We start from the raw sequence: 19418 nt of genomic DNA on the forward strand, positions 1-19418 counted from the left end.
GCTTCTGACTACTAGGGTGCTCGCATGGTCACTCGCGTCCCCGTGTTCGACGTGCGCCCGCAGATCGAGGGCGGACGTCACGCGGTCAAGGTCGTGGAGCACGAGGAGATCACGGTCCGCGCCCAGGTGTTCGGGGAGGACCACCTGGTGGTCCGGGCCGCGGTCGTCCTGGCCGACCCCGACGGTCACGACCGCCCTGCCGTGCCGCTGCGGCTCGTGGGCGACGACCTCTGGGCCGCCACCGTCGCGCCCGACCGCACCGGCACCTGGACCTACCGCATCGTCTCGTGGCACGACCCGCTCGCGGCCTGGGTCCGCGACGCACGCGTCACGATCGAGGCCGGTGTCGACGTCGACCTCACGCTCGCCGAGGGCAGCGCCGTCCTGCGCCGGGCCCAGCACCTCGACCCGGCCGCCGTCTCCGTGGCGGAGGGGCTCACCGACCCTGCCGTCGAGGCGGTCGAACGACTTGCCATGGCACTCGCCTTCATCGCCACCCTGCCCCGCGACGCCGTGCGCGAGCACCTCGACACCACGGCGGCCTTCCCGCTCGTGGTCGATCGCGAACGCGCGCTCGTCGGGTCCTGGTACACGCTGTTCCCCCGGTCCGAGGGCGCAGCCGTCGACGCCGACGGCACCGTCCGGCCCGGCACCCTGCGCACTGCGGCCAAGCGCCTCGAGCAGGTCGCGGCCATGGGCTTCGACGTCGTGCACCTGCCGCCCGTCCACCCCATCGGCCGTACCGGTCGCCGCGGCCGCGACGGGGCGCTCGTGGCCGCACCCGGCGACCCGGGCTCGCCCTGGGCCGTCGGCGCGGTCGAGGGCGGTCACGACGCCGTCCACCCCGAGCTCGGCACCTTCGACGACTTCGACGCCTTCGTGGAGCGCGCCCACCAGCTGGGGATCGAGGTGGCACTCGACCTCGCGCTCCAGTGCTCACCCGACCATCCCTGGGCCCAGGAGCACCCGGAGTGGTTCCGGCCCGGGTCGGCCGGTCCGCTCGCGCCCCAGCAGGAGGTCAGTCCACTCGACTTCGACGCCGACCCGGTGGGTCTCTACGTCGAGGTGCTCCACGTCCTCAGCACCTGGATCGACCACGGCGTGCGGATCTTCCGGGTCCACAGCCCGCAGGGCAAGCCGGTGGCGTTCTGGCAGCAGCTCCTGGCCGACGTCCGCGCCATCGACCCCGACGTCATCTTCGTCTCCGACACCACGAGCGGCGCAGCAGCCGGCCCGGCCATGACGAGGGCCCTGGCCACCGTGGGCTTCCACCAGAGCACCACGTCCCTCATGGTCCACGAGGGCGCGAGCGAGACCTCGGCGCACCTCGACGAGGTGTCCAACCGCACGAGCGACGTGCTGCGGCCCGCATTCTTCGTCAACACCCCTGAGCTGCTCCCCCGGAACCTGCAGGGCGCCGAGCCCTCGATGTTCGCCATGCGCGCCGCGCTGGCGGCCACGGGCTCACCCACGTGGGGCATCTCCGCCGGCTTCGAGCTGTGCGAGAACGAGGCGGCCGGGGCCCACCAGGGCGTCGCCGCCGATGCCTATCGCCATCCCGAGGCCTACGAGGTCAAGCTGCGCGACCACGACTCCGCCGAGTCCATCGCGCCGTACGTGGCCCGTCTCAACGAGATCCGTCGCCGGCACGTCGCGCTGCAGAGGCTGCGCAACCTGGTCGTCCACTCCGTCGACCACATGGGCGTCATCGCCTTCTCCAAGGTGAGTGGCGACGACCTCGTCCTCGTCGTCATCGACCTCTTCCCCGCGTTCCGCAAGCGCGTGGGCATCGAGGTGACGCCGGAGGACCTGGGGCTCCCGAGCGGCACCGCCCTGCGCATGCGCGACGAGATCGACGGCACGGAGTGCGAGGTCTCCTCGGTCCCGCTCGACCTCGACTCGCCGGCCCGCATCCTGGTGCTCGCCCACAGCTGAGGCCGACCTCCCAGCGAGGTCAGTGCACGTCCACAGGGAACGCCCAGGACCGGCGCCTTCCCTGGAGTCATGAGCAGCCGACACGTCATCGTCCGTGGTCTCGGGACCGCACTCGCCTTCGCCCTGGGGGCCGGCGGCATCGCCTATGCCACCACCGGCGCAGGACCCGCGCAGCAGCAGACCGCCGTCGCGGTCCAGGGATCACCCTCCCAAGAGGAGGCCGCGCTGCCCACCCGGCCGCGAGGGGCCTGGGGCTCGCTCGACGGCGGCTCGTCGGCCGGGTCGGGAGGCACCTCGATCCAGTCGCAGGCCACCGACGCCACGACGGAGCAGGAGAAGGGCCTCGTCTACCTCACCTCGACCGTGGCCGGCGGCACCTCGGCCGGCACCGGCATGGTCCTCACCGCCGACGGCGAGGTCGTGACGAACCACCACGTCGTGGAGGGTGCCGGCTCGATCACCGCCGAGGTCGTCTCCACGGGCGAGAAGTACCGCGCCACGGTCGTGGGCTACGACGCCACCCACGACGTCGCCGTCCTCGAGCTCACGGATGCCTCCGGGCTGGCCACCGTGACGACCGACCCGAGCGGCGACGTCGAGGTCGGCGACGCCGTGGTGGGCGTGGGCAACGCCAACGGCGACGGAGGCGCCGCCAGCGCGGCCGCAGGCACGGTCTCCGCGCTGGACCGCTCCATCTCCGTCTCCTCGGAGAGCGGCCAGGCCACGGAGCAGCTGAGCGACCTCATCCAGGTCGACGCCGACATCATCTCCGGCGACTCCGGTGGCGCGCTGTACGACGCCGACGGCGAGGTCATCGGCATGAACACGGCCGCCTCGAGCGGCACCCAGGACGTCACCGGCTACGCGATCCCCATCGCGGACGCCCTCGCCGTGGTGGAGCAGGTCGAGTCCGGCGCCGGGAGCGGAACCGTCCGCGTGGGGTCACCCGGGTTCCTCGGCGTGCAGCTGTCGGGGACCGGCGCAGGAGCCGTCGTGGCCGACGTGGTGGACGGGTCCGCCGCCGACGGTGCCGGCATCACGTCCGGCAGCACCATCACGTCGCTCGACGGTGACCGCGTGAGCACGGCTGACGCCCTGGCCTCCGCCGTGGCCGACCACCCCGCAGGAGCCCAGGTGGTGGTGGGGTGGACCGACGGGAGCGGAGCCTCCCACCAGGCCGGTGTCACCCTGGGGACCGGTTCGGCCGGCTGAGCCCGCCCGGTCCTCCGACCCCGCCCGTCCCGCGCACCAGCGGGTGCAGGCCCCTCCCCCACCCGGATACGGTGGACGGGTGACCGTCCCGCTGCAGCACGACGACCTCGTCCTCGAGCCCACCAGCGGCGCCGACGGACTCGACGGGTGGAGCGTCGTCGTCGACGGCGAGCGTCGAGGCACCATCGCGCTGCGCGACGACTCCGGACGCACCTTCTCGGTCCGATGGAACACCGGCACCGGCCCGGAGGCCTTCGGCCTGGCCGTCCGAGCGCTGCGGCTCGTGGTGGAGCATGCCTTCACCGACCTCGGCGCAGTCCGCGTGGAGGCGCGCATCCCCGTGGAGCGCACCGACGACGTCCGCGCCGCGTCGGTCTCGGGACTGCGGCGAGAGGGCATCGTGCGCGGCGCCGGCACGCTCCCCGACCGGGCCCTCCTGGCCCGGCTCGTCGACGACCCGCCGGCGTCCAGCCGCGACGGCTTCATCGCTCTGCTCAACGCGGGCCTGCCCACGAAGCGGGTCATCGCCCAAGGCCTGCTGCGCGACGAGCGGGGCCGCGTCCTGCTGTGCCGGCTCACGTACAAGAGCGAGTGGGACCTCCCGGGCGGCGTCATCGAGGTCGGTGAGGCACCCGGCCTGGGTCTCGTGCGGGAGCTGCAGGAGGAGCTCGGCGTCACCCTGCCGCTGGGCGACCTCGTCACCGTGAACTGGCTCCCCGCCTGGAGGGGCTGGGACGACGCGTGCATCTTCCTCTTCGACCTCGGCACCGTCGACTCCTCGTGGTCCGACGACCTCACGTTGCAGCCCACCGAGATCGCGGGGGTGGAGTGGTGCGACGAGGCCACGTGGCGCGAGAAGGCCACGGCGGCAGCCGTCGAGCTCCTCGCCGACGTCACGGCCGGCACGGTGAGCACCTATCGAGAGGCGCCGCTCGCTCCGGAGTGAGCAGGACGTGCCGAGAACGAGTGAGGTTGGTACCTTCGTCCCACATCTCGGCTCCAGGGGGAACCATGAAGGTCACATCCGTCTCCGTCCGCGCCGCCCTCGTGGTCGGCTCCGCAGCGGCCGCGGCTGCGCTCGCGATCACGCCGAGCCAGGCGGCCACCGGCTACGCGCGCTGCCCCGCAGGCAAGCTGTGCGTGTTCAGCGGGACCGACGGGAGCGGGGTGATCGGCATCTTCTCCACCGGCGACGTCGACCTCGGCGCAGCGCCCGGCCCCAGCGGCCTGAACAACAACATCGAGAGCGTGTGGAACCGCAGCAGCAACAACTTCGCGTTCTACCCCGAGCGCAACTACAACGGGGGCAGCGCCGACGGCATCAGCGAGCTCGTGCCGCGCACCGCGAAGGCCACCTTCTACCCGAAGTTCCGCAACACGACCTCGTCGATCAAGAAGCTCGGCTGACGGCGGTCCGGTCCAGGGTCAGAAGCCCTGGGCCTCCACGACTCCGCCGTACTGGCCCAGCGCCCGCACGGGCCCGTCGCCCGGCGGGACGCGCAGGAGCACCTGGTGCAGGTAGCGCAGCGTGCCCGACGTGGAGATGCCGCTCTGCAGGAACGCCTGCTGTGGTGAGTCCTGGGCGAACGTGACCGTCACGCCGTCCTGCACCTCGTAGGCGTCGAGACGCTCGAGCGTCGCGAAGACGAGTGCGCCCCCGTCGGAGGTGCGCAGCGCGTGGGCGACGGGCTCGGCGCTCCACCTCTGGGAGAACCCCACGCCCTTGAGCGCGCTGTTCTGCTCCGCGGTCCTGGACATCTGCTGGCGGAAGGTGTCGTCGCTGACGTCGACCGTGCCGCTCTTGGCGCCGGGGACCAGAGCCGCTGCGTAGGCGGCGGCCGCCTTCTGGGGCGAGGCGGCCATGCCGGCGCCGTTGGCGGCCTTGACCGCCAAGGCATCGCCCTCGCGTCGGCGCAGCTCGGGGAGCTGCGCGCCGGCGGCGATCTCGGGGGTGTCGACCAGGAGCCACGGGTCCACGGCGGACGTGCGCTCGAAGACCTGGACCCGCTGGGTCTTCTCGTTGCGGGACACCGCCACGAACCACAACGGGTACCGCGTGAAGTACGGGGCCTCCACCTGGACGACGTCGGAGGGGCCCGGTGCGCGGCTGTCGTCGGATCCGGACCGTTGCGCGACGTCGAAGGAGCCCGTGTCGATGGCGAGGGCGGCCCCGGTCTCCACGGTGGACAGGGGCTTGGGGTCGAGCACCGCCGACGCGGTGGCCCAGACGTCGCGGTAGTTGTCGAACACCTCGGTGACCTCCGAGGGGCGGACCGCGCTCTTGCCCAGGGCGGAGTCACCACGACGCGAGGGCACCGTGCACGCCGTGAGGGCGAGCACGAGGACGGCGACGACCAGGATGCGCAGCCGACTCATCTCTCGTCCTCCGCGGTCTCGTCGGTCTCGTCCACCAGCTCGAAGCCTTCCTCGGCGGCGAGCCGCTGGGCCTCCTCGGCCGTCAGCTCGTGCTCCACGCCGTCGTCGTCGACGTACACGTAGACCGCCTCCGGCTCGGGCTCGGGCTCGGGTTCCGGCTCCGGCTCGGGCTCGGGTTCCGGCTCCGGCTCGGGCTCGGGTTCCGGCTCCGGCTCCGGCTCCGGCTCCGGCTCCGGCTCCGGCTCCGGCTCCGGCTCGGGCTCCGGCTCCGGCTCCGGCTCGGGTTCGGGCTCCGGCTGCTCGGACTGGGCGACGATGTCGGCCGCCGTCAGGACGGAGGCGGTGACCGGCGATGGCTGAGCCGGGCGGGGCTCGGGCTCGGGGTCCGGCTCGGGCTCCTGGTCGTCGTCGGACGTGTCGTCGGGTGCATCGTCGTGCTCGGTGACCGTGACGGCTCCCTCGGCCTCGAGGCGCTCGGCCTCCTCGGCCGTGATCTCGCGCTCGACGCCGTCCTCGTCGACGAAGACGTACAGGTACTCCACCTCCGCGTCGTCCTCAGGCTCGGAAGCCGTGGCGAACAGCAGTCCCCCGCGGCGCGCCTGCGTGCCGCCCCAGGCGAGCCCGAGACCCAGGAGCAGCGCTCCCACCCCGATCCAGAACCCGCCCTTCATCCCGTAGGCGAACGTGATCTTGAGCCCCGAGAGGTTCGTGGCCCCCACGGCGAGCACCGCGACCGACGAGGTCTCGTCGGGGAGCGTCGTGGAGATGGAGGCCCCGCCGAGGCCGGCCGACCCCGATCGCCACCAGTCGAGGGCGGTGGGCGCTGCGGGCAGCGCGGCGACGCCCTTGACCTCACGGGTCTCGACGTCCCAGGGGGTGTTGAACGAGGTGACCTCGAGGCGGCGCGTGCGGCGCACGTAGCTCTGGACGTCGACGCTGTTGCCCACACCCACGAAGACCGGCTTGTTGACCGGCACCTCGGCGAGGACGTCGATCTGCAGACCCTTCCACGTGACGACGCCGGGGCGCGTCACGATGGCCACGCCGTCGGTCTCCACCGAGTGCGGTCCGGTGGTGAAGCGGCTGTCGGGGCCGAGGAGCACCATCACGGCGATCCCGGACAGCGCGAGCGCAGCACCCAGCACGGTGGCGACCCACCCGAGCTTCGTGCGCATGCGTGCCCTCCAGGTCACCTGCAGGGAGGGCGACCGTCCTGAACCCTATCCGCCGCAGACACCCGAACGGGTCAGAAGAGCGCCGACGCGAGGGCGCGTCGTGCGACGGCCACGCGCTCGTCGGTGGTGCCGACGACCGTGAAGAGCTCCAGCAGGCGCTCCCGCACGCGGTCGCGCTCGTCTCCGGAGGTACGGCGCACCAGGTCGATGAGGCGGCTGAACGCGTCGTCGACGTGTCCGCCGCTCACGTCGAGGTCGGCCACGAGCAGCTGGGCGTCGACGTCGTCGGGCGTGTCGGCGGCCGCGGCGCGAGCCGCCTGGAGGTCGGCGCCCTGGGTCCGGCCGAAGAGCCTGACGCCGGCCAGTCGCTCCGCCACCTCGGTGTCGGCCGGTGCCTGGGCGAGCAGCTTCTCGTACTCGGCCACGGCGCCCTCGACGTCGCCGGCGCCGAAGGCCGCGTCGGCGGCCGCGAAACGCGGGTCGTCGGCGGGCTCCTCGTCAGCCGCAGGGGCCGCTGCCGAGCCGACCGGCTCCGCGCGGCCCGTGATCCCCTGCTGCGCACCGAGGGCGAGCAGCTGGCCGAACACCTGCCGGACGTCGGCCTCCTCCGCGGTGCTCTGGAAGAGCGGGACGAGCTGGCCACCCACCACGGCGGCCACGAACGGCACGCCCTGCACCTGCATGGCCTGGGCGATCCCGGGGTTGGCGTCGACGTCGACGTTGGCCAGGAGCACCTGACCCTGCTGCTCGTCGGTCACCCGGGCCAGGAGGTCGTTGAAGTCCTGGGCGTTCTGGGCACGGGGCGACCACAGGTTGAGGACCACGAGGTGGCGGGCCGATGCCTCGAGGGCGACGGCCTGGAAGTCGGCCTCGGACACGTCGGTGACCCAGCTGGCGCCACCGGGCGCGGGCGCTCGGCCGGCCCCGGGCCCGGCTGCGGGCTGCTGCGGACGCGAGAGTGCGGAGAGGTCGATGGCACCGGGGCGCGAGAACGTCATGGGTCCATCCTATGAACCCCTGCCAGCAGGAGGACGGACGCCCGTCAGTGACCGTCGAGCATCTGGCGGTCGACGGTCGACCGGGTGCGCAGGCCCGAGCGCTGCACGACCCGCTGGATGGTGAGGTCGCGCTGGTCGGGGTCGCCGATGTAGCGGATGTCGCGCAGCCCCTGGGCCTGGGCCGCGGACTCGAACACGAAGTGCCCGTACCCGAGGACCCGTCCCAGGAAGGGCTTCTCGACCGTGATGTCGAGGATGCGGGTGATGGGCATCGTGGCGATGCGCACCGAGAAGACGCCCGAGGCCCGGAAGACCCGCATGTTGGTGATGACGAAGACGTCGCGGTGCTCCCCGGCGATCGTGTAGACGGCGTGGAGCGCAAGCACCGCCCCGCCGACGAGGAAGAACCAGCCCAGCTGGATGGGACCCAGCAGGGCGAGCAGCCACAGGAGGGCCACGCCCACGAGCTCGAGGGCCGGGAGCCAGTAGACGATCCAGTGGTGACGCACGAGGTCGATGACCTCCTCGCCCTCCTCGCTCAGGAGGTGGCTCTCGACCTCCTGCTCGGGCAGGCGGTCGAGCAGGGCGCGGATCATGCTTCCCGGCCCATGGCGGCGCTCAGCTCGTCAGCGAGTCGACGAAGACGCCGATCTGGCTGAAGGCGTCCATGAGCGCGCCGGCGGCATCGCTCACCGCGTCGGCGGCGCCTTGAGGGGTCTGCAGCAGGTAGTACACCGCGAAGGCGGCCACCAGGAGCACCAAGAGCTTTTTCAGCACGTGGTCCGTTCTAGTCCATCCGGGCCATGAACTGCGGGAGCCGCGCCGAGGCGGGTCAGAGTGACGCGACGAGCGTGTCGGCCGCCGCGAAGGGGTCGGACTCTCCCGCCAGCACCTGGGCCGCCAGGTCGCCGAGCCGAGCATCACCGGAGACGTGGGCGAACCGCTGCTGGACCGATGCCAGCGCGATGGCCTCGATCTCCCGGCGCGTACGGGCCAGCCGCCTGGTGCGCAGACCCTCCCCGGACACGAGGTGCACGCGGTGGTTCTCGATCTCCTCCACCACCTCCGCGACCCCCTCGCCGCGGGTGGCGACGGTGAGCACGATGGGCGGCTTCCACGCGTCCTCGACACGATCGGCCATGGCGATCACGGAGCGGAGCTCGCGACGGGTGGACTGGGCGCCGTCTCGGTCGGCCTTGTTGATGACGAAGACGTCGCCGACCTCGAGGATGCCGGCCTTCGCCGCCTGGATGCCGTCGCCCATGCCGGGTGCGAGGAGCACGAGCGTGGTGTCGGCCAGTCCGGCCACCTCCACCTCGGACTGCCCCACCCCCACGGTCTCGACCAGGATGACGTCGCAGCCCGCGGCGTCGAGGACGCGCAGGGCCTGGGGCGTGGCCCACGAGAGGCCGCCGAGATGGCCCCGGCTGGCCATGGAACGGATGTAGACGCGCTCGTCGGTGGCGTGCTCCCCCATGCGGACCCGGTCTCCCAGGAGCGCACCTCCGGAGAACGGGGAGGACGGGTCGACCGCCAGGACGCCGACGGTCTTGCCCGCCTCGCGCAGCGCCGTGACGAGCGCAGCCGTGGAGGTGGACTTTCCCACCCCGGGCGAGCCGGTGAGACCCACCACGTGGGCGCGGCCCGTGTGCGGCGCGAGCGCCGAGCTCACCTGGCGCAGAGCGGGCGACTCGTCCTCGACGAGCGAGATCAGACGCGCGACAGCCCGCGCCTGGCCCTCACGGGCCCTCGCGACGAGGTCGTCGACCTGGTCGGACGAGGGGCGTGGAGCAGGCACGGGCTGTCGGGTGCGCTGGACGGGTCAGGCGGACGCGGGCACGCGGATGATCAGGGCGTCGCCCTGGCCACCGCCGCCGCAGAGGGCCGCCGCACCGATGCCGCCACCGCGACGCTGGAGCTCCAGCGCGAGGTGGAGCACCACGCGGGCGCCGCTCATGCCGACCGGGTGGCCGAGCGCGATGGCGCCGCCGTTGACGTTGACCTTGTCCGCAGAGATGCCCAGCTCGGCGGCCGAGGCCAGACCGACGGCGGCGAAGGCCTCGTTGAACTCGACCAGGTCGAGGTCGGAGGCCGCCAGGCCCTCCTTCGAGAGCGCCTTGGCCGTGGCGGCCGCAGGCTGCAGCTGCAGGGAGGAGTCGGGGCCGGCCACCTGGCCGTGCGCGCCGATCTCGGCGATCCAGGTGAGTCCGAGCTCCTCGGCCTTGGCCTGGCTCATGACGATGACCGCCGCAGCGCCGTCGGAGATCTGCGAGGCCGAGCCCGCCGTGATGGTGCCCTCCTTGGAGACCGGGCGCAGACGCGCGAGCGAGTCGACCGTGGTGTCGCCACGGACGCCCTCGTCGGCGCCGACGACGACCGGGTCGCCCTTGCGCTGCGGGATCTCGACGGGGACGATCTCGTCGTCGAACAAACCGTTCTTCTGCGCGGCGGCCGCACGCTGGTGCGACTCGGCGGCGAAGGAGTCCTGCTCCTCGCGGGAGAACTTGTTGGTGGCGGCGTTGCAGCCGTCCGTCAGGTTGATCATGGCCTGCTTGGTGAACTGGTCGTACAGGGCGTCGTAGGCCATGGAGTCGACGAGCGCGGTGTCGCCGAACTTGAAGCCCTCACGCGAGTTGGGCAGCAGGTGCGGCGCGTTGGTCATGGACTCCATGCCACCGGCCACGACGATGTCGAACTCGCCGGCGCGGATCAGCTGGTCGGCCGTGGCGATGGCGTTGAGGCCCGACAGGCAGACCTTGTTGATCGTGATGGTGGGGACCGACATGGGGATGCCGGCGTTGACGCTCGCGAGGCGGGCCGGGTTCTGACCTGCTCCGGCCTGGATGACCTGGCCCATGATCACGTACTCGACCTGCTCGGGGCTGACGCCGGCCTTCTCGAGAGCGCCCTTGATCGCTACGGCGCCGAGGTCGGCGGCCGAGAAGGACTTGAGGCCGCCGAGGAGGCGGCCGATCGGGGTGCGGGCACCCGCGACGATCACGGACTTGGTCATGGTGGAGCTCCTTCGTGGACGTTGGGGTCACTGTACCCACGGGCTGCCGCCCGATCGGCGCGGTCCTGCCGATGATCTCCCTCACGCGAGGATCCGGCCGCCGACACCACCGCGTGCCGACGTCGGGGACGCCCTACGCTGTGCCCCATGACCCAGCACGTACCCGCGCACCTGCTCGTCGCGATCGACCACGTCGGCATCGCCGTCCCCGACCTCGACGCCGCCCTCACGTTCTACGCCGACACCTTCGGCCTCCACGCCATCCACGAGGAGGTCAACGAGGAGCAGGGCGTCCGCGAGGCGATGCTCGCCGTCGGCGAGTCCGGCTCCTGCATCCAGCTCCTCGCCCCGCTGAGCGACGAGTCCACCATCGCCAAGTTCCTGGACCGCAACGGCCAGGGCATCCAGCAGCTCGCGTACCGCGTCACCGACATCGACGAGGTGAGCGCCGTCCTGCGCGAGCGCGGCGTCCGGCTGCTCTACGACGCGCCCAAGCGCGGCACCTCCGACAGCCGCGTCAACTTCGTCCACCCCAAGGACGCGGGCGGCGTCCTCGTCGAGCTCGTCGAGCCGGCAGCCCCGTCGCACCACTGAGCACCACCCGTCGCGACGAGAGCGGTGTCACAGCCGTCTTCGTGGCGGCGCATGTTAACCCTCGGTAACATCGCCGGGATCCCACCGACCCTGGAGGCCACGTGCAGAACATCCTCGACGCGATCCTTGCCGGCGACACGCCCGGCGAAGAGTTCGCCAACCTGGATATCCCCGACCACTACCTCGCCGCGACCGTCCACAAGGACGAGGCCAACATGTTCGAGGGAGTCGCCAGCAAGGAGAAGGACCCCCGCCAGTCGATCCACGTCGAGGACGTGGCGATGCCCGAGCTCGGCCCGGGCGAGGCCCTCGTGGCCGTGATGGCCAGCGCCATCAACTACAACACGGTCTGGACCTCGATCTTCGAGCCCGTCTCGACGTTCGGCTTCCTCGAGCGCTACGGCCGCCTCTCCCCGCTCACGAAGCGCCACGACCTGCCGTACCACGTGGTCGGCTCCGACCTCGCCGGCGTCGTGCTCCGCACGGGCCCCGGTGTCACCAAGTGGAAGCCCGGCCAGGAGGTCGTGGCCCACTGTCTCTCCGTCGAGCTCGAGAGCCCCGACGGCCACGACGACACGATGATGGATCCCGAGCAGCGCATCTGGGGCTTCGAGACGAACTTCGGCGGCCTCGCGCACGTCGCGCTCGTCAAGTCGAACCAGCTGCTGCCCAAGCCCGACCACCTCACGTGGGAGGAGGCGGCGTCGCCCGGTCTGGTCAACGCCACCGCCTACCGCCAGCTCGTCTCCAAGAACGCCGGCAACATGAAGCAGGGCGACAACGTCCTGATCTGGGGCGCCTCGGGCGGCCTCGGCGGCTTCGCCACGCAGTACGCGCTCAACGGTGGCGCCAACCCGATCTGTGTCGTCTCCAACGAGGAGAAGGCCAAGATCGTCCGCAGCATGGGTGCCGAGCACGTCATCAACCGGTCCGAGGAGGACTGGAAGTTCTGGAACGACGAGGGCACCAAGCAGAACCCCAAGGAGTGGCAGCGCCTGGGCAAGAAGATCCGTGAGCTCACGGGCGGCGAGGACATCGACATCGTCTTCGAGCACCCGGGCCGCGAGACCTTCGGCGCCTCGGTCTACGTCACCCGCAAGGGCGGCACCATCACGACGTGTGCCTCCACCACGGGCTTCATGCACGAGTTCGACAACCGCTACCTGTGGATGAACCTCAAGCGGATCATCTCGAGCCACTTCGCGAACTACCGCGAGGCGTACGAGGCCAACCGCCTCATCGCGCTGGGCAAGATCCACCCCACGCTCTCGCGCACGTACAAGCTCGAGGACGTCGGACAGGCCGCCCTCGACGTGCACAAGAACCTTCACCAGGGCAAGGTCGGCGTGCTCGCGCTGGCCCCCGAGGAGGGTCTCGGCGTGCGCAACGAGGAGTTCCGCGCCAAGCACCTCGACGCGATCAACAGGTTCCGCGGGATCTGAGGCACGAAGATCCCGGGAACGATCAGGACAGTCCGCGGGATCTGAGGCGGTCCTTCCGAGTCGCTCGGGTTCCATCGACTGAGACCCGGCGAACGCCCTGACGGTGGGCTCTTCATCCTCGCTACAGTGAGGGTGAGGAGCCCACCGTCATGTCGGGCCCTCGTCCTGAGCCAACGTTCTTCCAGGGAGCCGAGCACGCATGTCTGATCAGTCCGGTCTGTCCATCTTCGACGCCGCGCAGAAGTCGGCCGACGCCTCGTTCCCGCTGGCGCGCCGCGGCGGGTACGACCCGGACGCGGTCGATGCCTGGGCCCGCACGCAGTCCTCCGAGCTGCAGAGCGCCGCCGAGACCGTCGGCGCGCTCCAGCAGGAGAACAACGAGCTCCACGACCTCGTGGCCGAGCTCAAGGAGCGGGTCGACTCGGTCGACCGCCCCTCGTACTCGGGCCTGGGCAACCACGCCGCCCAGCTCCTCGGCCTTGCCGAGCAGGAGGCCGAGGACGTCCGCGCCAAGGCGTCCCGCGAGGCCACCGAGGTCGTCAAGCGGGCCCAGGAGGAGGCGGCGCTCATCCGCACCGCCGCCACCAAGGAGGCCGAGGACCTGCGCACCCGCGCCGTCTCCGAGCTCGAGGAGAAGCGCCGCACCCTCCTCGACGAGGCCGAGGCCGCCAAGGCCGACGCCGCTGCCGAGGCCGACGAGGTCCGCGCGGCCGCCGAGCGGGTGGCCAGCCAGCTCCGCGTCGCCGCCGAGCAGGACGTCCAGAACATGCGCCTCGGCGCCACCCGCGAGGTCGAGCAGGCCCGCGCCGCCGCCGACCGCGAGGTCACCGAGGCTCGCCGCGTGCTCGCCGTGGAGAAGGAGCGCCTCGCCCGCGAGGCCGCCGACAACCACGCCGCGGCCACGGAGCAGACCTCCAAGCTCGTCCACGACGCCGAGGCTCGCGCCGCGGCGGCCGAGGACCGCGCCCGCACCGTCCTGAGCCAGGCCAACGCCGCGCGCGAGAAGGCCACGGCGGAGAACGCCGGCCTCCTCGACAGCGCTCGCAAGGAGGGTGCCGCCCTCGTGGCCAACGCCAAGGCCGAGGCCGACCACCTGCGCGCCAGCGCCACCACCGAGGTCGAGCGCGAGACGCGGGCCCTGCGCGCCGAGGTCGAGGACCTCGAGCGCAAGCGCGACGGCATCCTGTCCCAGATGGGTCAGCTGCGCGACATCGTGGCCACGTTCGCCCCGACGACGCAGGCTGCTCCCGCTGCTGCGGCCGAGACCGCCGACGAGACCCCGGCCGAGGCCACGAGCACCGAGACGGCCGAGAAGGCCTGACCCTGGTCGAGCCGGCTGCTCGGCGAGCCCGTCAGCGCAGCCGGCGCCAGCAGTCGTGGTGCCAGTGGCGCCGCTCCTCGGCGGCGTCCTCGCTCAGCAGCGCCTTCTCCACCGGCCAGGCCACGACGTGGGCCGTGCCGGGTGGGATGGGTCGGTGGCAGGCCGGGCACGTGTAGGTCTTGGCCGACGACGACCCCGTCAGGCGACGCACGAACCACGCCCGTCCGCCGTGCTCCTCCACCACGTCGGGGCTCTGACGAGGCTCGGGCCGTCCTCCCCGCTCGGGGCGGGGTCGGGGGCGACGGCGGGGCACGACGTCGATCCTAGGACCGGGGCCGCGAGCCGGGGTCAGGACCTCGAGCAGTACCGGCGCACCCACACGTCGCCGTCGGCGGACCGACGCAGCGCCTGGTCGAAGGTCACGGTGGACGCCCGGCCCTTCGCGTCCTCCACGACCACGTGGTCGGTGAGTGTCGGCGTCCTGCTGCAGACCAGGCCTGCCTTCTCGAGCCGATCCTGCTCCACCCGGACCTCGGGCGACTCGGCGCGGCAGGAGCCCACGCACGAGCGGTCCACGACGGCGTCGAAGGTCTGGGCATGCGCCTGGTCGAACGCGCGCAGGGCGACGAGCATGGGGAGCACGGTCAGGATCGCGACGATGACGCTGAGCCGGACGACGCGCGCCGAGCGGTCCACCAGGGTGACGACCTGCACCTGGGCTCCTAGTCAGTAGTGGTCTCCCCCCACTGCCCAGATCAACGAGCCACGCCTCCACGGGTTACACCGGACGCGCGTGAGCCCCGTCCCACCAGGGACGGGGCTCACGCGCTGTGGTGTCGTGGCGAGGCTCAGTACGTGTGGAACCCGGCACCGGTCTTGCGACCCAGCTTGCCGTCGGCCACGAGCTTCTCGAGCGTGGGTGCCGGCGTCCAGCCCTCGTGGCCGAAGGTCTCGACGAGCGTCTTCTGGATGGCGAGCGACACGTCGTTGCCCACCACGTCGAGCAGCTGGAACGGACCCATGGGGAGCTTCGTGGCCTTGAGGGCCTCGTCGATCTCCTCGAGTGAGCCGCCGCCGGCCTCGTGCAGCTTGACGGCGTCGTTGAGGTACGGGAACAGCAGCGCGTTCACGATGAAGCCGGCCCGGTCACCGCACGACACGGGGTGCTTGCCGACGTTGAGGCAGATGGCCCGGATGGTCTCGGCGAGCTTCGGGTCCGTGGCCGAGCCCGACACGACCTCGACGAGCTTCATGATGGGCGCCGGGTTGAAGAAGTGCATGCCGATGACGTCGGCGGGACGCGCCGTCTCCGCCGCCAGGGCGTCGATGGAGAGCGACGACGTGGTGGTGGCCAGGATGCCGCCGGGCTTCACGATGCGGTCGAGGTCGCGGAAGAGCTGCTTCTTGATCTCGAGGTCCTCGGCGATGGCCTCGACGACGAGGTCGACGCCGGCCAGCGCCTCGCGCTCGGTGGAGCCGGACAGGCGACCGAGGACGTCGGACTTGCCGTCCTCGTCGAGCTTGCCCTTGGAGACGGCACGATCGAGGTTCTTGGTGATGTAGGCGAGGACGCCGTCGAGCTTGTCCTGCGAGCGGCCGACGTAGACGACGTCGTAGCCCGCCTGCGCGAAGACCTGGGCGATGCCGGAGGCCATGGTGCCCGTGCCGACGACACCGACGGTGGAGACGGGGTGGTGGACCTCGGGCTCGGCGGCGGACGCACCGGCGGCACCGGCGAGGTCGGACAGGATGGGGGCCGGCACGTGCAGCGGGTCGCCGGTCTGCGCGTGCAGGTCGTTCAGCCCGTCGATCACCGTCTGCGCGCCGAGGCCCTCGATGAGGGCGATCGGCCCCACGGGGTAGCCACAGCCGAACCGCATGCCGGCGTCGATGTCCTCACCGGTGGCGTAGCCGCTCTCGAGCATCGTGGCGGCGTGGTTCAGGTACGGCAGCACCAGCGTGCGTGCGATCTCCGCGCCGCGGTCCGACGCGGTGAGACGGTCGACGATCTCCTGCATGGCTACTCCTCAGTAGGAAAGGGGTCGTGACACACTAGCGTCGATCACGACCACGAGCGAGGGAGCCTCATGAATCGGCGTATGACAGTGGCCACAGCCCTGGGCACGGGTGCCCTGGCGCTCGGCGTCCTGGCAGGTTGCGGCACCGACGAGAAGCCGTCGCCGCCGCTCACGGAGCCCACGTCCGCCGCCACCCCGTCGGACTCCCCCAGCGAGTCCGCGGCCCCCGAGCAGGGCTCCCCCGCCACCGCCGACGACCTCGTGGGCGACTGGACCGACGCCGAGGCCGAGTGGACCGTCCACTTCAAGGACGGCGGGCAGTTCACGATGGACTACGAGGGCGTCACCGACTTCATGTCGGGCACCTACACGCTCGAGGACGGCAAGGTCACCCTCGAGGGTGGCGACGGGGTCGACGAGGGCACTGTCGAGGGCAACACCCTGGTCTTCAAGCTCGGCACGCTCGAGCGCGTCGCTGCCGAGTGAGGATCGTCGTCGCGCGCTGCCAGGTCGACTACGCCGGCCGGCTCAGCGCCCACCTGCCCATGGCCACCCGGGTCATCATGGTGAAGGCCGACGGCTCCGTGCTCGTGCACTCCGACGGCGGTTCGTACAAGCCCCTCAACTGGATGAGCCCCCCGTGCACGCTGCGCGAGGGCGTCACCGACGACGGCGTGCCGGAGTGGACGGTGTCGGCCCACAAGTCCGACGACACGCTGCGCATCCTCCTCGAGGAGGTGCTGCACGACTCCGCCCACGAGCTGGGCGTCGACCCCGGCCTGCAGAAGGACGGCGTGGAGAAGCACCTCCAGGAGCTCCTCGCCGAGCACACCGCCTCCCTGGGCCCCGGGATGACGCTCGTGCGTCGTGAGTACATGACGGCCATCGGCCCGGTCGACCTCCTGTGCAAGGACGCCACCGGCGCCTCGGTGGCCGTGGAGATCAAGCGCCGGGGCGACATCGATGGCGTGGAGCAGCTCACCCGCTACCTCGAGCTCATGAACCGCGACCCGCACCTGCGCCCCGTGAAGGGCATCTTCGCCGCGCAGGAGATCAAGCCCCAGGCCCGCACCCTCGCCCTCGACCGGGGCATCCAGTGCGTCGTCGTGAACTACGACGAGCTGCGCGGCATCGACGACCCCAGCCTTCGGCTGTTCTAGCCCCGCCGCGAAGTGTGACGGTATCGCTCTCAAACGGCTCGAATGAGGACCGGAACGTCACACATCGGGTGGTCAGGGCTGGCTGTAGGGCAGGGCGTCGAGGACTGGCTTGAAGGCCTCGTAGCGCTTGATCTCGCAGCCGTCGGTGCGCGTCAGCACCGTGTCGACCGCGGTGCCGCGGATGGTGCCCTTGATCGTCACCTTCTCCGGACCGCCGTAGATCTCGGTGCAGGCCTGGCCGGCGGGAACGTCCGCGAGATCGGCCGGGTCGAGGTCCTCGAGCTCGTAGCAGCCCGCCTCGACGCGGTCGCACGTGAGCGTCACGACGTCCGAGTCGGCGCCCGGCTTCCTCTGCAGCTCGATCGTCACGTCGGTGCCATCGGGGTCCGAAGGAAGATCCGAAGTGCCGCAGGCCGTGCAGAGCACGGCCAGCAGGAGGGCTGCGCCGAGCTCAGGCGCCCGCGACCGGAGGCGCCGTGGGGTCACTGCCCTCGCCCTTGTCCTCGCGCGCCACCCAGTCCTCGATGCGCTCGTAGTCGTTGGCCGAGCGCGTGACGACGGCCAGGAGGTCGCTCATCTTGGAGATCTCCTCGACCTGCTCCTTGATGAACCACTGCATGAACTGGTCCGAGGCGAAGTCGTTGGCCTCGCGGGCGATGCGCGTGAGCTCGCTGATCTGGTCGGTGACGCGCTTCTCCTGCTCGAGCGCGAGCTTGACCGGGGCGATGACGTCGCCGAAGCCGGACTGAGGAGCGGCCAGCGCGGGGATCTCGGGCACCTCGTCGGAGTCGAGGAGGTACTGGACCATCATCATGGCGTGGTCGCGCTCCTCGACCGCCTGGGCGTAGAACAGCGCCGCCATCTGGGGCATCGTCAGGGCGTCGTAGTAGGTGGCGATGGACACGTACTGCTGGTGCGCCTCGAACTCGTGCCCGATCTGCTCCTGGAGCTTGGCGACGAACGTGGGTGCTGCCATGGGGATCAGTCCTTCCGAGGTGAGCCTCACCTCACGGATGTTACGGTCAAAGGGTGCCGAAGATGCCCAAGAAGAAGTGCTGCGTCAGCAAGCCGCGATGCAAGCGCTGCCCCATCCAGATGTTGAAGGATGGCAAGCTTCCGGAGGGCTACACCGTCAAGAAGCGCAAGCTCGTGAAGGTGAAGAAGGGCTCCAAGAAGAAGACGGCTCTCGCGGCCTGATCGTTCCCTCCTCGGCGTCTCGGTCGACCCGAGCCTAGTGGTCCGCGGTGGCCCGGTTCCAGCAAGGAATGGCTGTCCTCCGGTCGCCCGGCGCGGTGCCGTGTCCCGCGCTACGTTCGGGGTATGAGTGAACTCTCGCATCGCGCCCAGACCCTGCTCGACCTGCACACGGCCCCGGAGCTGCTCAAGGTCGTGAACGTGTGGGACGCCATCAGCGCCCGCGTCGTCACCGACGTCGAGGGCACCACCGCGCTCGCCACCGCCAGCCACTCCATCGCCGCGTCCTACGGCTACGAGGACGGTGAGAACATCCCCGTCGACCTCATGATCGAGGCCGTGGGACGCGTCGTCGCCGCCACCCACCTCCCCGTCACGGCCGACCTCGAGGCCGGCTACGGCGACCCGGGCGAGACCGCCCGCAAGGCGATGGGCGTCGGCATCGTCGGCGCCAACCTCGAGGACCAGATGAAGCCGCTGCCCGAGGCCGTCGCCGCCGTCGAGGCGGTCGTGAAGGCCGGCGAGGCCGAGGGCATCACGTTCGTCCTGAACGCCCGCACCGACGCCTTCGTGAAGGCAGGCGACCGCCCGCACGCCGACGTCCTCGCCGACGCCATCGAGCGCGGCAAGGCGTTCCTCGAGGCGGGCGCACCCGTGGTCTTCGTTCCCGGCGCCGTCTCGGAGGACGACATCGCCGCGTTCGTCGACGCCTGGGGCCCGCAGAGGCTCACGCTCATCGGCGCACCGGGATCGGTCCCGCTCGCGCGGATGGCCGAGCTGGGCGTGGCCCGGGTCTCCTACGGACCGTTCGCCCAGTCCGTCGCCCTCATGGGCCTGGAGAACCTGGCCAAGGACGTCGTCGCCGGGGGCGGCCTGCCCTCGGACTTCCGCATGCTCAACTGACGCACCCTCCGCTGGGTGTGACGTCTCGGGGGTGAATCGGACCGATCTCCCCTGCGAACGTCACACCCAGCGGGGAC

23 protein-coding genes are annotated in these 19418 nt (G+C 71.3%); 11 read left to right on the forward strand and 12 right to left on the reverse strand.

Annotated features, from left to right (window positions below):
- Positions 1 to 24: 24 nt before the first annotated feature.
- The 4 genes from ASD11_RS08960 (at position 25) to ASD11_RS08975 (ending at position 4554) form a co-directional block, all read left to right on the forward strand.
- Positions 25 to 1935, forward strand: a complete 1911-nt coding sequence (locus tag ASD11_RS08960) for a maltotransferase domain-containing protein (protein WP_082554254.1) — start codon at positions 25 to 27, stop codon at positions 1933 to 1935.
- A gap of 69 nt (positions 1936 to 2004) precedes the next feature.
- Complete coding sequence (locus ASD11_RS08965; protein ID WP_056286062.1) at positions 2005 to 3147, forward strand: S1C family serine protease; 1143 nt, start codon at positions 2005 to 2007, stop codon at positions 3145 to 3147.
- Between the two features lie 79 nt (positions 3148 to 3226).
- The gene (locus ASD11_RS18490) at positions 3227 to 4093 is read left to right on the forward strand and encodes an NUDIX hydrolase (RefSeq protein ID WP_056286065.1); all 867 of its coding nucleotides are present in this window, start codon (positions 3227 to 3229) and stop codon (positions 4091 to 4093) included.
- 65 nt (positions 4094 to 4158) lie between these two features.
- Positions 4159 to 4554: a peptidase inhibitor family I36 protein gene (locus ASD11_RS08975; protein ID WP_056286067.1), complete on the forward strand. Its 396-nt coding sequence runs from the start codon at positions 4159 to 4161 to the stop codon at positions 4552 to 4554.
- A gap of 18 nt (positions 4555 to 4572) precedes the next feature.
- On the opposite strand, the gene ASD11_RS08980 is transcribed toward ASD11_RS08975, so the two are convergent.
- The 7 genes from ASD11_RS08980 to ASD11_RS09005 all read right to left on the reverse strand — a co-directional run bounded on the left by ASD11_RS08980 (position 4573) and on the right by ASD11_RS09005 (position 10709).
- Positions 4573 to 5523 carry a hypothetical protein gene (locus tag ASD11_RS08980; RefSeq protein ID WP_056286070.1) on the reverse strand — a complete coding sequence of 317 codons (951 nt, stop codon included), beginning with the start codon at positions 5521 to 5523 and terminating at the stop codon, positions 4573 to 4575.
- A complete protein-coding gene (locus ASD11_RS18495) occupies positions 5520 to 6698 on the reverse strand; it encodes a hypothetical protein (RefSeq protein ID WP_056286072.1) in 1179 nt (392 codons plus the stop codon). The genes ASD11_RS08980 and ASD11_RS18495 overlap by 4 nt, the downstream gene beginning before the upstream one ends.
- Positions 6699 to 6769: 71 nt before the next feature.
- A complete protein-coding gene (locus ASD11_RS08990) occupies positions 6770 to 7696 on the reverse strand; it encodes a tetratricopeptide repeat protein (RefSeq protein WP_056286074.1) in 927 nt (308 codons plus the stop codon).
- Between the two features lie 44 nt (positions 7697 to 7740).
- Complete coding sequence (locus ASD11_RS08995) at positions 7741 to 8292, reverse strand: PH domain-containing protein (RefSeq protein WP_056286077.1); 552 nt, start codon at positions 8290 to 8292, stop codon at positions 7741 to 7743.
- Positions 8293 to 8314: 22 nt separating this feature from the next.
- A complete protein-coding gene (locus ASD11_RS18500; protein WP_200940110.1) occupies positions 8315 to 8473 on the reverse strand; it encodes a hypothetical protein in 159 nt (52 codons plus the stop codon).
- A 55-nt stretch (positions 8474 to 8528) separates the two neighbouring features.
- Positions 8529 to 9494 carry a methylmalonyl Co-A mutase-associated GTPase MeaB gene (gene meaB / locus ASD11_RS09000; protein ID WP_056286080.1) on the reverse strand — a complete coding sequence of 322 codons (966 nt, stop codon included), beginning with the start codon at positions 9492 to 9494 and terminating at the stop codon, positions 8529 to 8531.
- Positions 9495 to 9518: 24 nt separating this feature from the next.
- A complete protein-coding gene (locus ASD11_RS09005; RefSeq protein WP_056286081.1) occupies positions 9519 to 10709 on the reverse strand; it encodes an acetyl-CoA C-acetyltransferase in 1191 nt (396 codons plus the stop codon).
- Between the two features lie 147 nt (positions 10710 to 10856).
- Here ASD11_RS09005 and mce point away from each other — a divergent pair, with 147 nt between their 5' ends.
- The 3 genes from mce to ASD11_RS09020 all read left to right on the forward strand — a co-directional run bounded on the left by mce (position 10857) and on the right by ASD11_RS09020 (position 14066).
- Positions 10857 to 11303, forward strand: coding sequence for a methylmalonyl-CoA epimerase (gene mce / locus ASD11_RS09010; protein WP_056286084.1), 447 nt, complete (start codon positions 10857 to 10859; stop codon positions 11301 to 11303).
- A gap of 101 nt (positions 11304 to 11404) precedes the next feature.
- The gene (ccrA, locus tag ASD11_RS09015; RefSeq protein WP_056286087.1) at positions 11405 to 12745 is read left to right on the forward strand and encodes a crotonyl-CoA carboxylase/reductase; all 1341 of its coding nucleotides are present in this window, start codon (positions 11405 to 11407) and stop codon (positions 12743 to 12745) included.
- Between the two features lie 199 nt (positions 12746 to 12944).
- Positions 12945 to 14066, forward strand: coding sequence for a DivIVA domain-containing protein (locus tag ASD11_RS09020; RefSeq protein WP_056286090.1), 1122 nt, complete (start codon positions 12945 to 12947; stop codon positions 14064 to 14066).
- A gap of 31 nt (positions 14067 to 14097) precedes the next feature.
- Here ASD11_RS09020 and ASD11_RS18655 read toward each other — a convergent pair whose 3' ends face one another.
- The 3 genes from ASD11_RS18655 to ASD11_RS09035 all read right to left on the reverse strand — a co-directional run bounded on the left by ASD11_RS18655 (position 14098) and on the right by ASD11_RS09035 (position 16084).
- On the reverse strand, positions 14098 to 14379 hold the full coding sequence (locus tag ASD11_RS18655) for a hypothetical protein (RefSeq protein WP_235503280.1): 282 nt from the start codon (positions 14377 to 14379) through the stop codon (positions 14098 to 14100).
- 35 nt (positions 14380 to 14414) lie between these two features.
- Positions 14415 to 14780: a hypothetical protein gene (locus ASD11_RS09030; protein WP_056286096.1), complete on the reverse strand. Its 366-nt coding sequence runs from the start codon at positions 14778 to 14780 to the stop codon at positions 14415 to 14417.
- 134 nt (positions 14781 to 14914) lie between these two features.
- Positions 14915 to 16084, reverse strand: a complete 1170-nt coding sequence (locus ASD11_RS09035) for a 3-hydroxyacyl-CoA dehydrogenase family protein (RefSeq protein ID WP_056286098.1) — start codon at positions 16082 to 16084, stop codon at positions 14915 to 14917.
- Between the two features lie 81 nt (positions 16085 to 16165).
- Between ASD11_RS09035 and ASD11_RS09040 the strand changes: the two genes are divergently transcribed.
- On the forward strand, positions 16166 to 16570 hold the full coding sequence (locus ASD11_RS09040) for a hypothetical protein (protein ID WP_156464651.1): 405 nt from the start codon (positions 16166 to 16168) through the stop codon (positions 16568 to 16570).
- Positions 16567 to 17244, forward strand: a complete 678-nt coding sequence (gene nucS, locus ASD11_RS09045; RefSeq protein ID WP_056286103.1) for an endonuclease NucS — start codon at positions 16567 to 16569, stop codon at positions 17242 to 17244. Before ASD11_RS09040 ends, nucS begins: the two co-directional genes overlap by 4 nt.
- A 72-nt stretch (positions 17245 to 17316) precedes the next feature.
- Here nucS and ASD11_RS09050 read toward each other — a convergent pair whose 3' ends face one another.
- Together ASD11_RS09050 and ASD11_RS09055 are read right to left on the reverse strand one after the other, a co-directional pair.
- The gene (locus tag ASD11_RS09050) at positions 17317 to 17613 is read right to left on the reverse strand and encodes a hypothetical protein (protein ID WP_156464652.1); all 297 of its coding nucleotides are present in this window, start codon (positions 17611 to 17613) and stop codon (positions 17317 to 17319) included.
- A gap of 82 nt (positions 17614 to 17695) precedes the next feature.
- The gene (locus ASD11_RS09055) at positions 17696 to 18220 is read right to left on the reverse strand and encodes a ferritin (RefSeq protein ID WP_056286110.1); all 525 of its coding nucleotides are present in this window, start codon (positions 18218 to 18220) and stop codon (positions 17696 to 17698) included.
- 53 nt (positions 18221 to 18273) lie between these two features.
- On the opposite strand from ASD11_RS09055, the gene ASD11_RS18105 reads away from it, so the two are divergent.
- Together ASD11_RS18105 and ASD11_RS09060 are read left to right on the forward strand one after the other, a co-directional pair.
- Positions 18274 to 18441, forward strand: coding sequence for a hypothetical protein (locus tag ASD11_RS18105; protein ID WP_156464653.1), 168 nt, complete (start codon positions 18274 to 18276; stop codon positions 18439 to 18441).
- 123 nt (positions 18442 to 18564) lie between these two features.
- Positions 18565 to 19341 (forward strand): isocitrate lyase/PEP mutase family protein, encoded by a 777-nt coding sequence (locus ASD11_RS09060; RefSeq protein WP_056286112.1) that lies wholly within the window; start codon positions 18565 to 18567, stop codon positions 19339 to 19341.
- Positions 19342 to 19418 lie beyond the last annotated feature (77 nt).

Origin of the sequence: Aeromicrobium sp. Root495 (assembly GCF_001426755.1) — a bacterium.
GTDB lineage: Bacteria > Actinomycetota > Actinomycetes > Propionibacteriales > Nocardioidaceae > Aeromicrobium.

What these genes read in the sequence shown, in the direction of transcription:
- ASD11_RS09020 (WP_056286090.1), top strand. Translation starts at nt 12,945, where the DNA reads ATGTCTGATCAGTCCGGTCTGTCCATCTTCGACGCCGCGCAGAAGTCG.
- mce (WP_056286084.1), top strand. Translation starts at nt 10,857, where the DNA reads ATGACCCAGCACGTACCCGCGCACCTGCTCGTCGCGATCGACCACGTC.
- ASD11_RS08975 (WP_056286067.1), top strand. Translation starts at nt 4,159, where the DNA reads ATGAAGGTCACATCCGTCTCCGTCCGCGCCGCCCTCGTGGTCGGCTCC.
- ASD11_RS09040 (WP_156464651.1), top strand. Translation starts at nt 16,166, where the DNA reads ATGACAGTGGCCACAGCCCTGGGCACGGGTGCCCTGGCGCTCGGCGTC.
- ASD11_RS08990 (WP_056286074.1), bottom strand. Translation starts at nt 7,696, where the DNA reads ATGACGTTCTCGCGCCCCGGTGCCATCGACCTCTCCGCACTCTCGCGT.
- ASD11_RS09055 (WP_056286110.1), bottom strand. Translation starts at nt 18,220, where the DNA reads ATGGCAGCACCCACGTTCGTCGCCAAGCTCCAGGAGCAGATCGGGCAC.
- ASD11_RS18495 (WP_056286072.1), bottom strand. Translation starts at nt 6,698, where the DNA reads ATGCGCACGAAGCTCGGGTGGGTCGCCACCGTGCTGGGTGCTGCGCTC.
- ASD11_RS09005 (WP_056286081.1), bottom strand. Translation starts at nt 10,709, where the DNA reads ATGACCAAGTCCGTGATCGTCGCGGGTGCCCGCACCCCGATCGGCCGC.
- ASD11_RS08995 (WP_056286077.1), bottom strand. Translation starts at nt 8,292, where the DNA reads ATGATCCGCGCCCTGCTCGACCGCCTGCCCGAGCAGGAGGTCGAGAGC.
- ASD11_RS09035 (WP_056286098.1), bottom strand. Translation starts at nt 16,084, where the DNA reads ATGCAGGAGATCGTCGACCGTCTCACCGCGTCGGACCGCGGCGCGGAG.
- ASD11_RS09060 (WP_056286112.1), top strand. Translation starts at nt 18,565, where the DNA reads ATGAGTGAACTCTCGCATCGCGCCCAGACCCTGCTCGACCTGCACACG.
- ASD11_RS08980 (WP_056286070.1), bottom strand. Translation starts at nt 5,523, where the DNA reads ATGAGTCGGCTGCGCATCCTGGTCGTCGCCGTCCTCGTGCTCGCCCTC.
- ASD11_RS08960 (WP_082554254.1), top strand. Translation starts at nt 25, where the DNA reads ATGGTCACTCGCGTCCCCGTGTTCGACGTGCGCCCGCAGATCGAGGGC.
- ASD11_RS08965 (WP_056286062.1), top strand. Translation starts at nt 2,005, where the DNA reads ATGAGCAGCCGACACGTCATCGTCCGTGGTCTCGGGACCGCACTCGCC.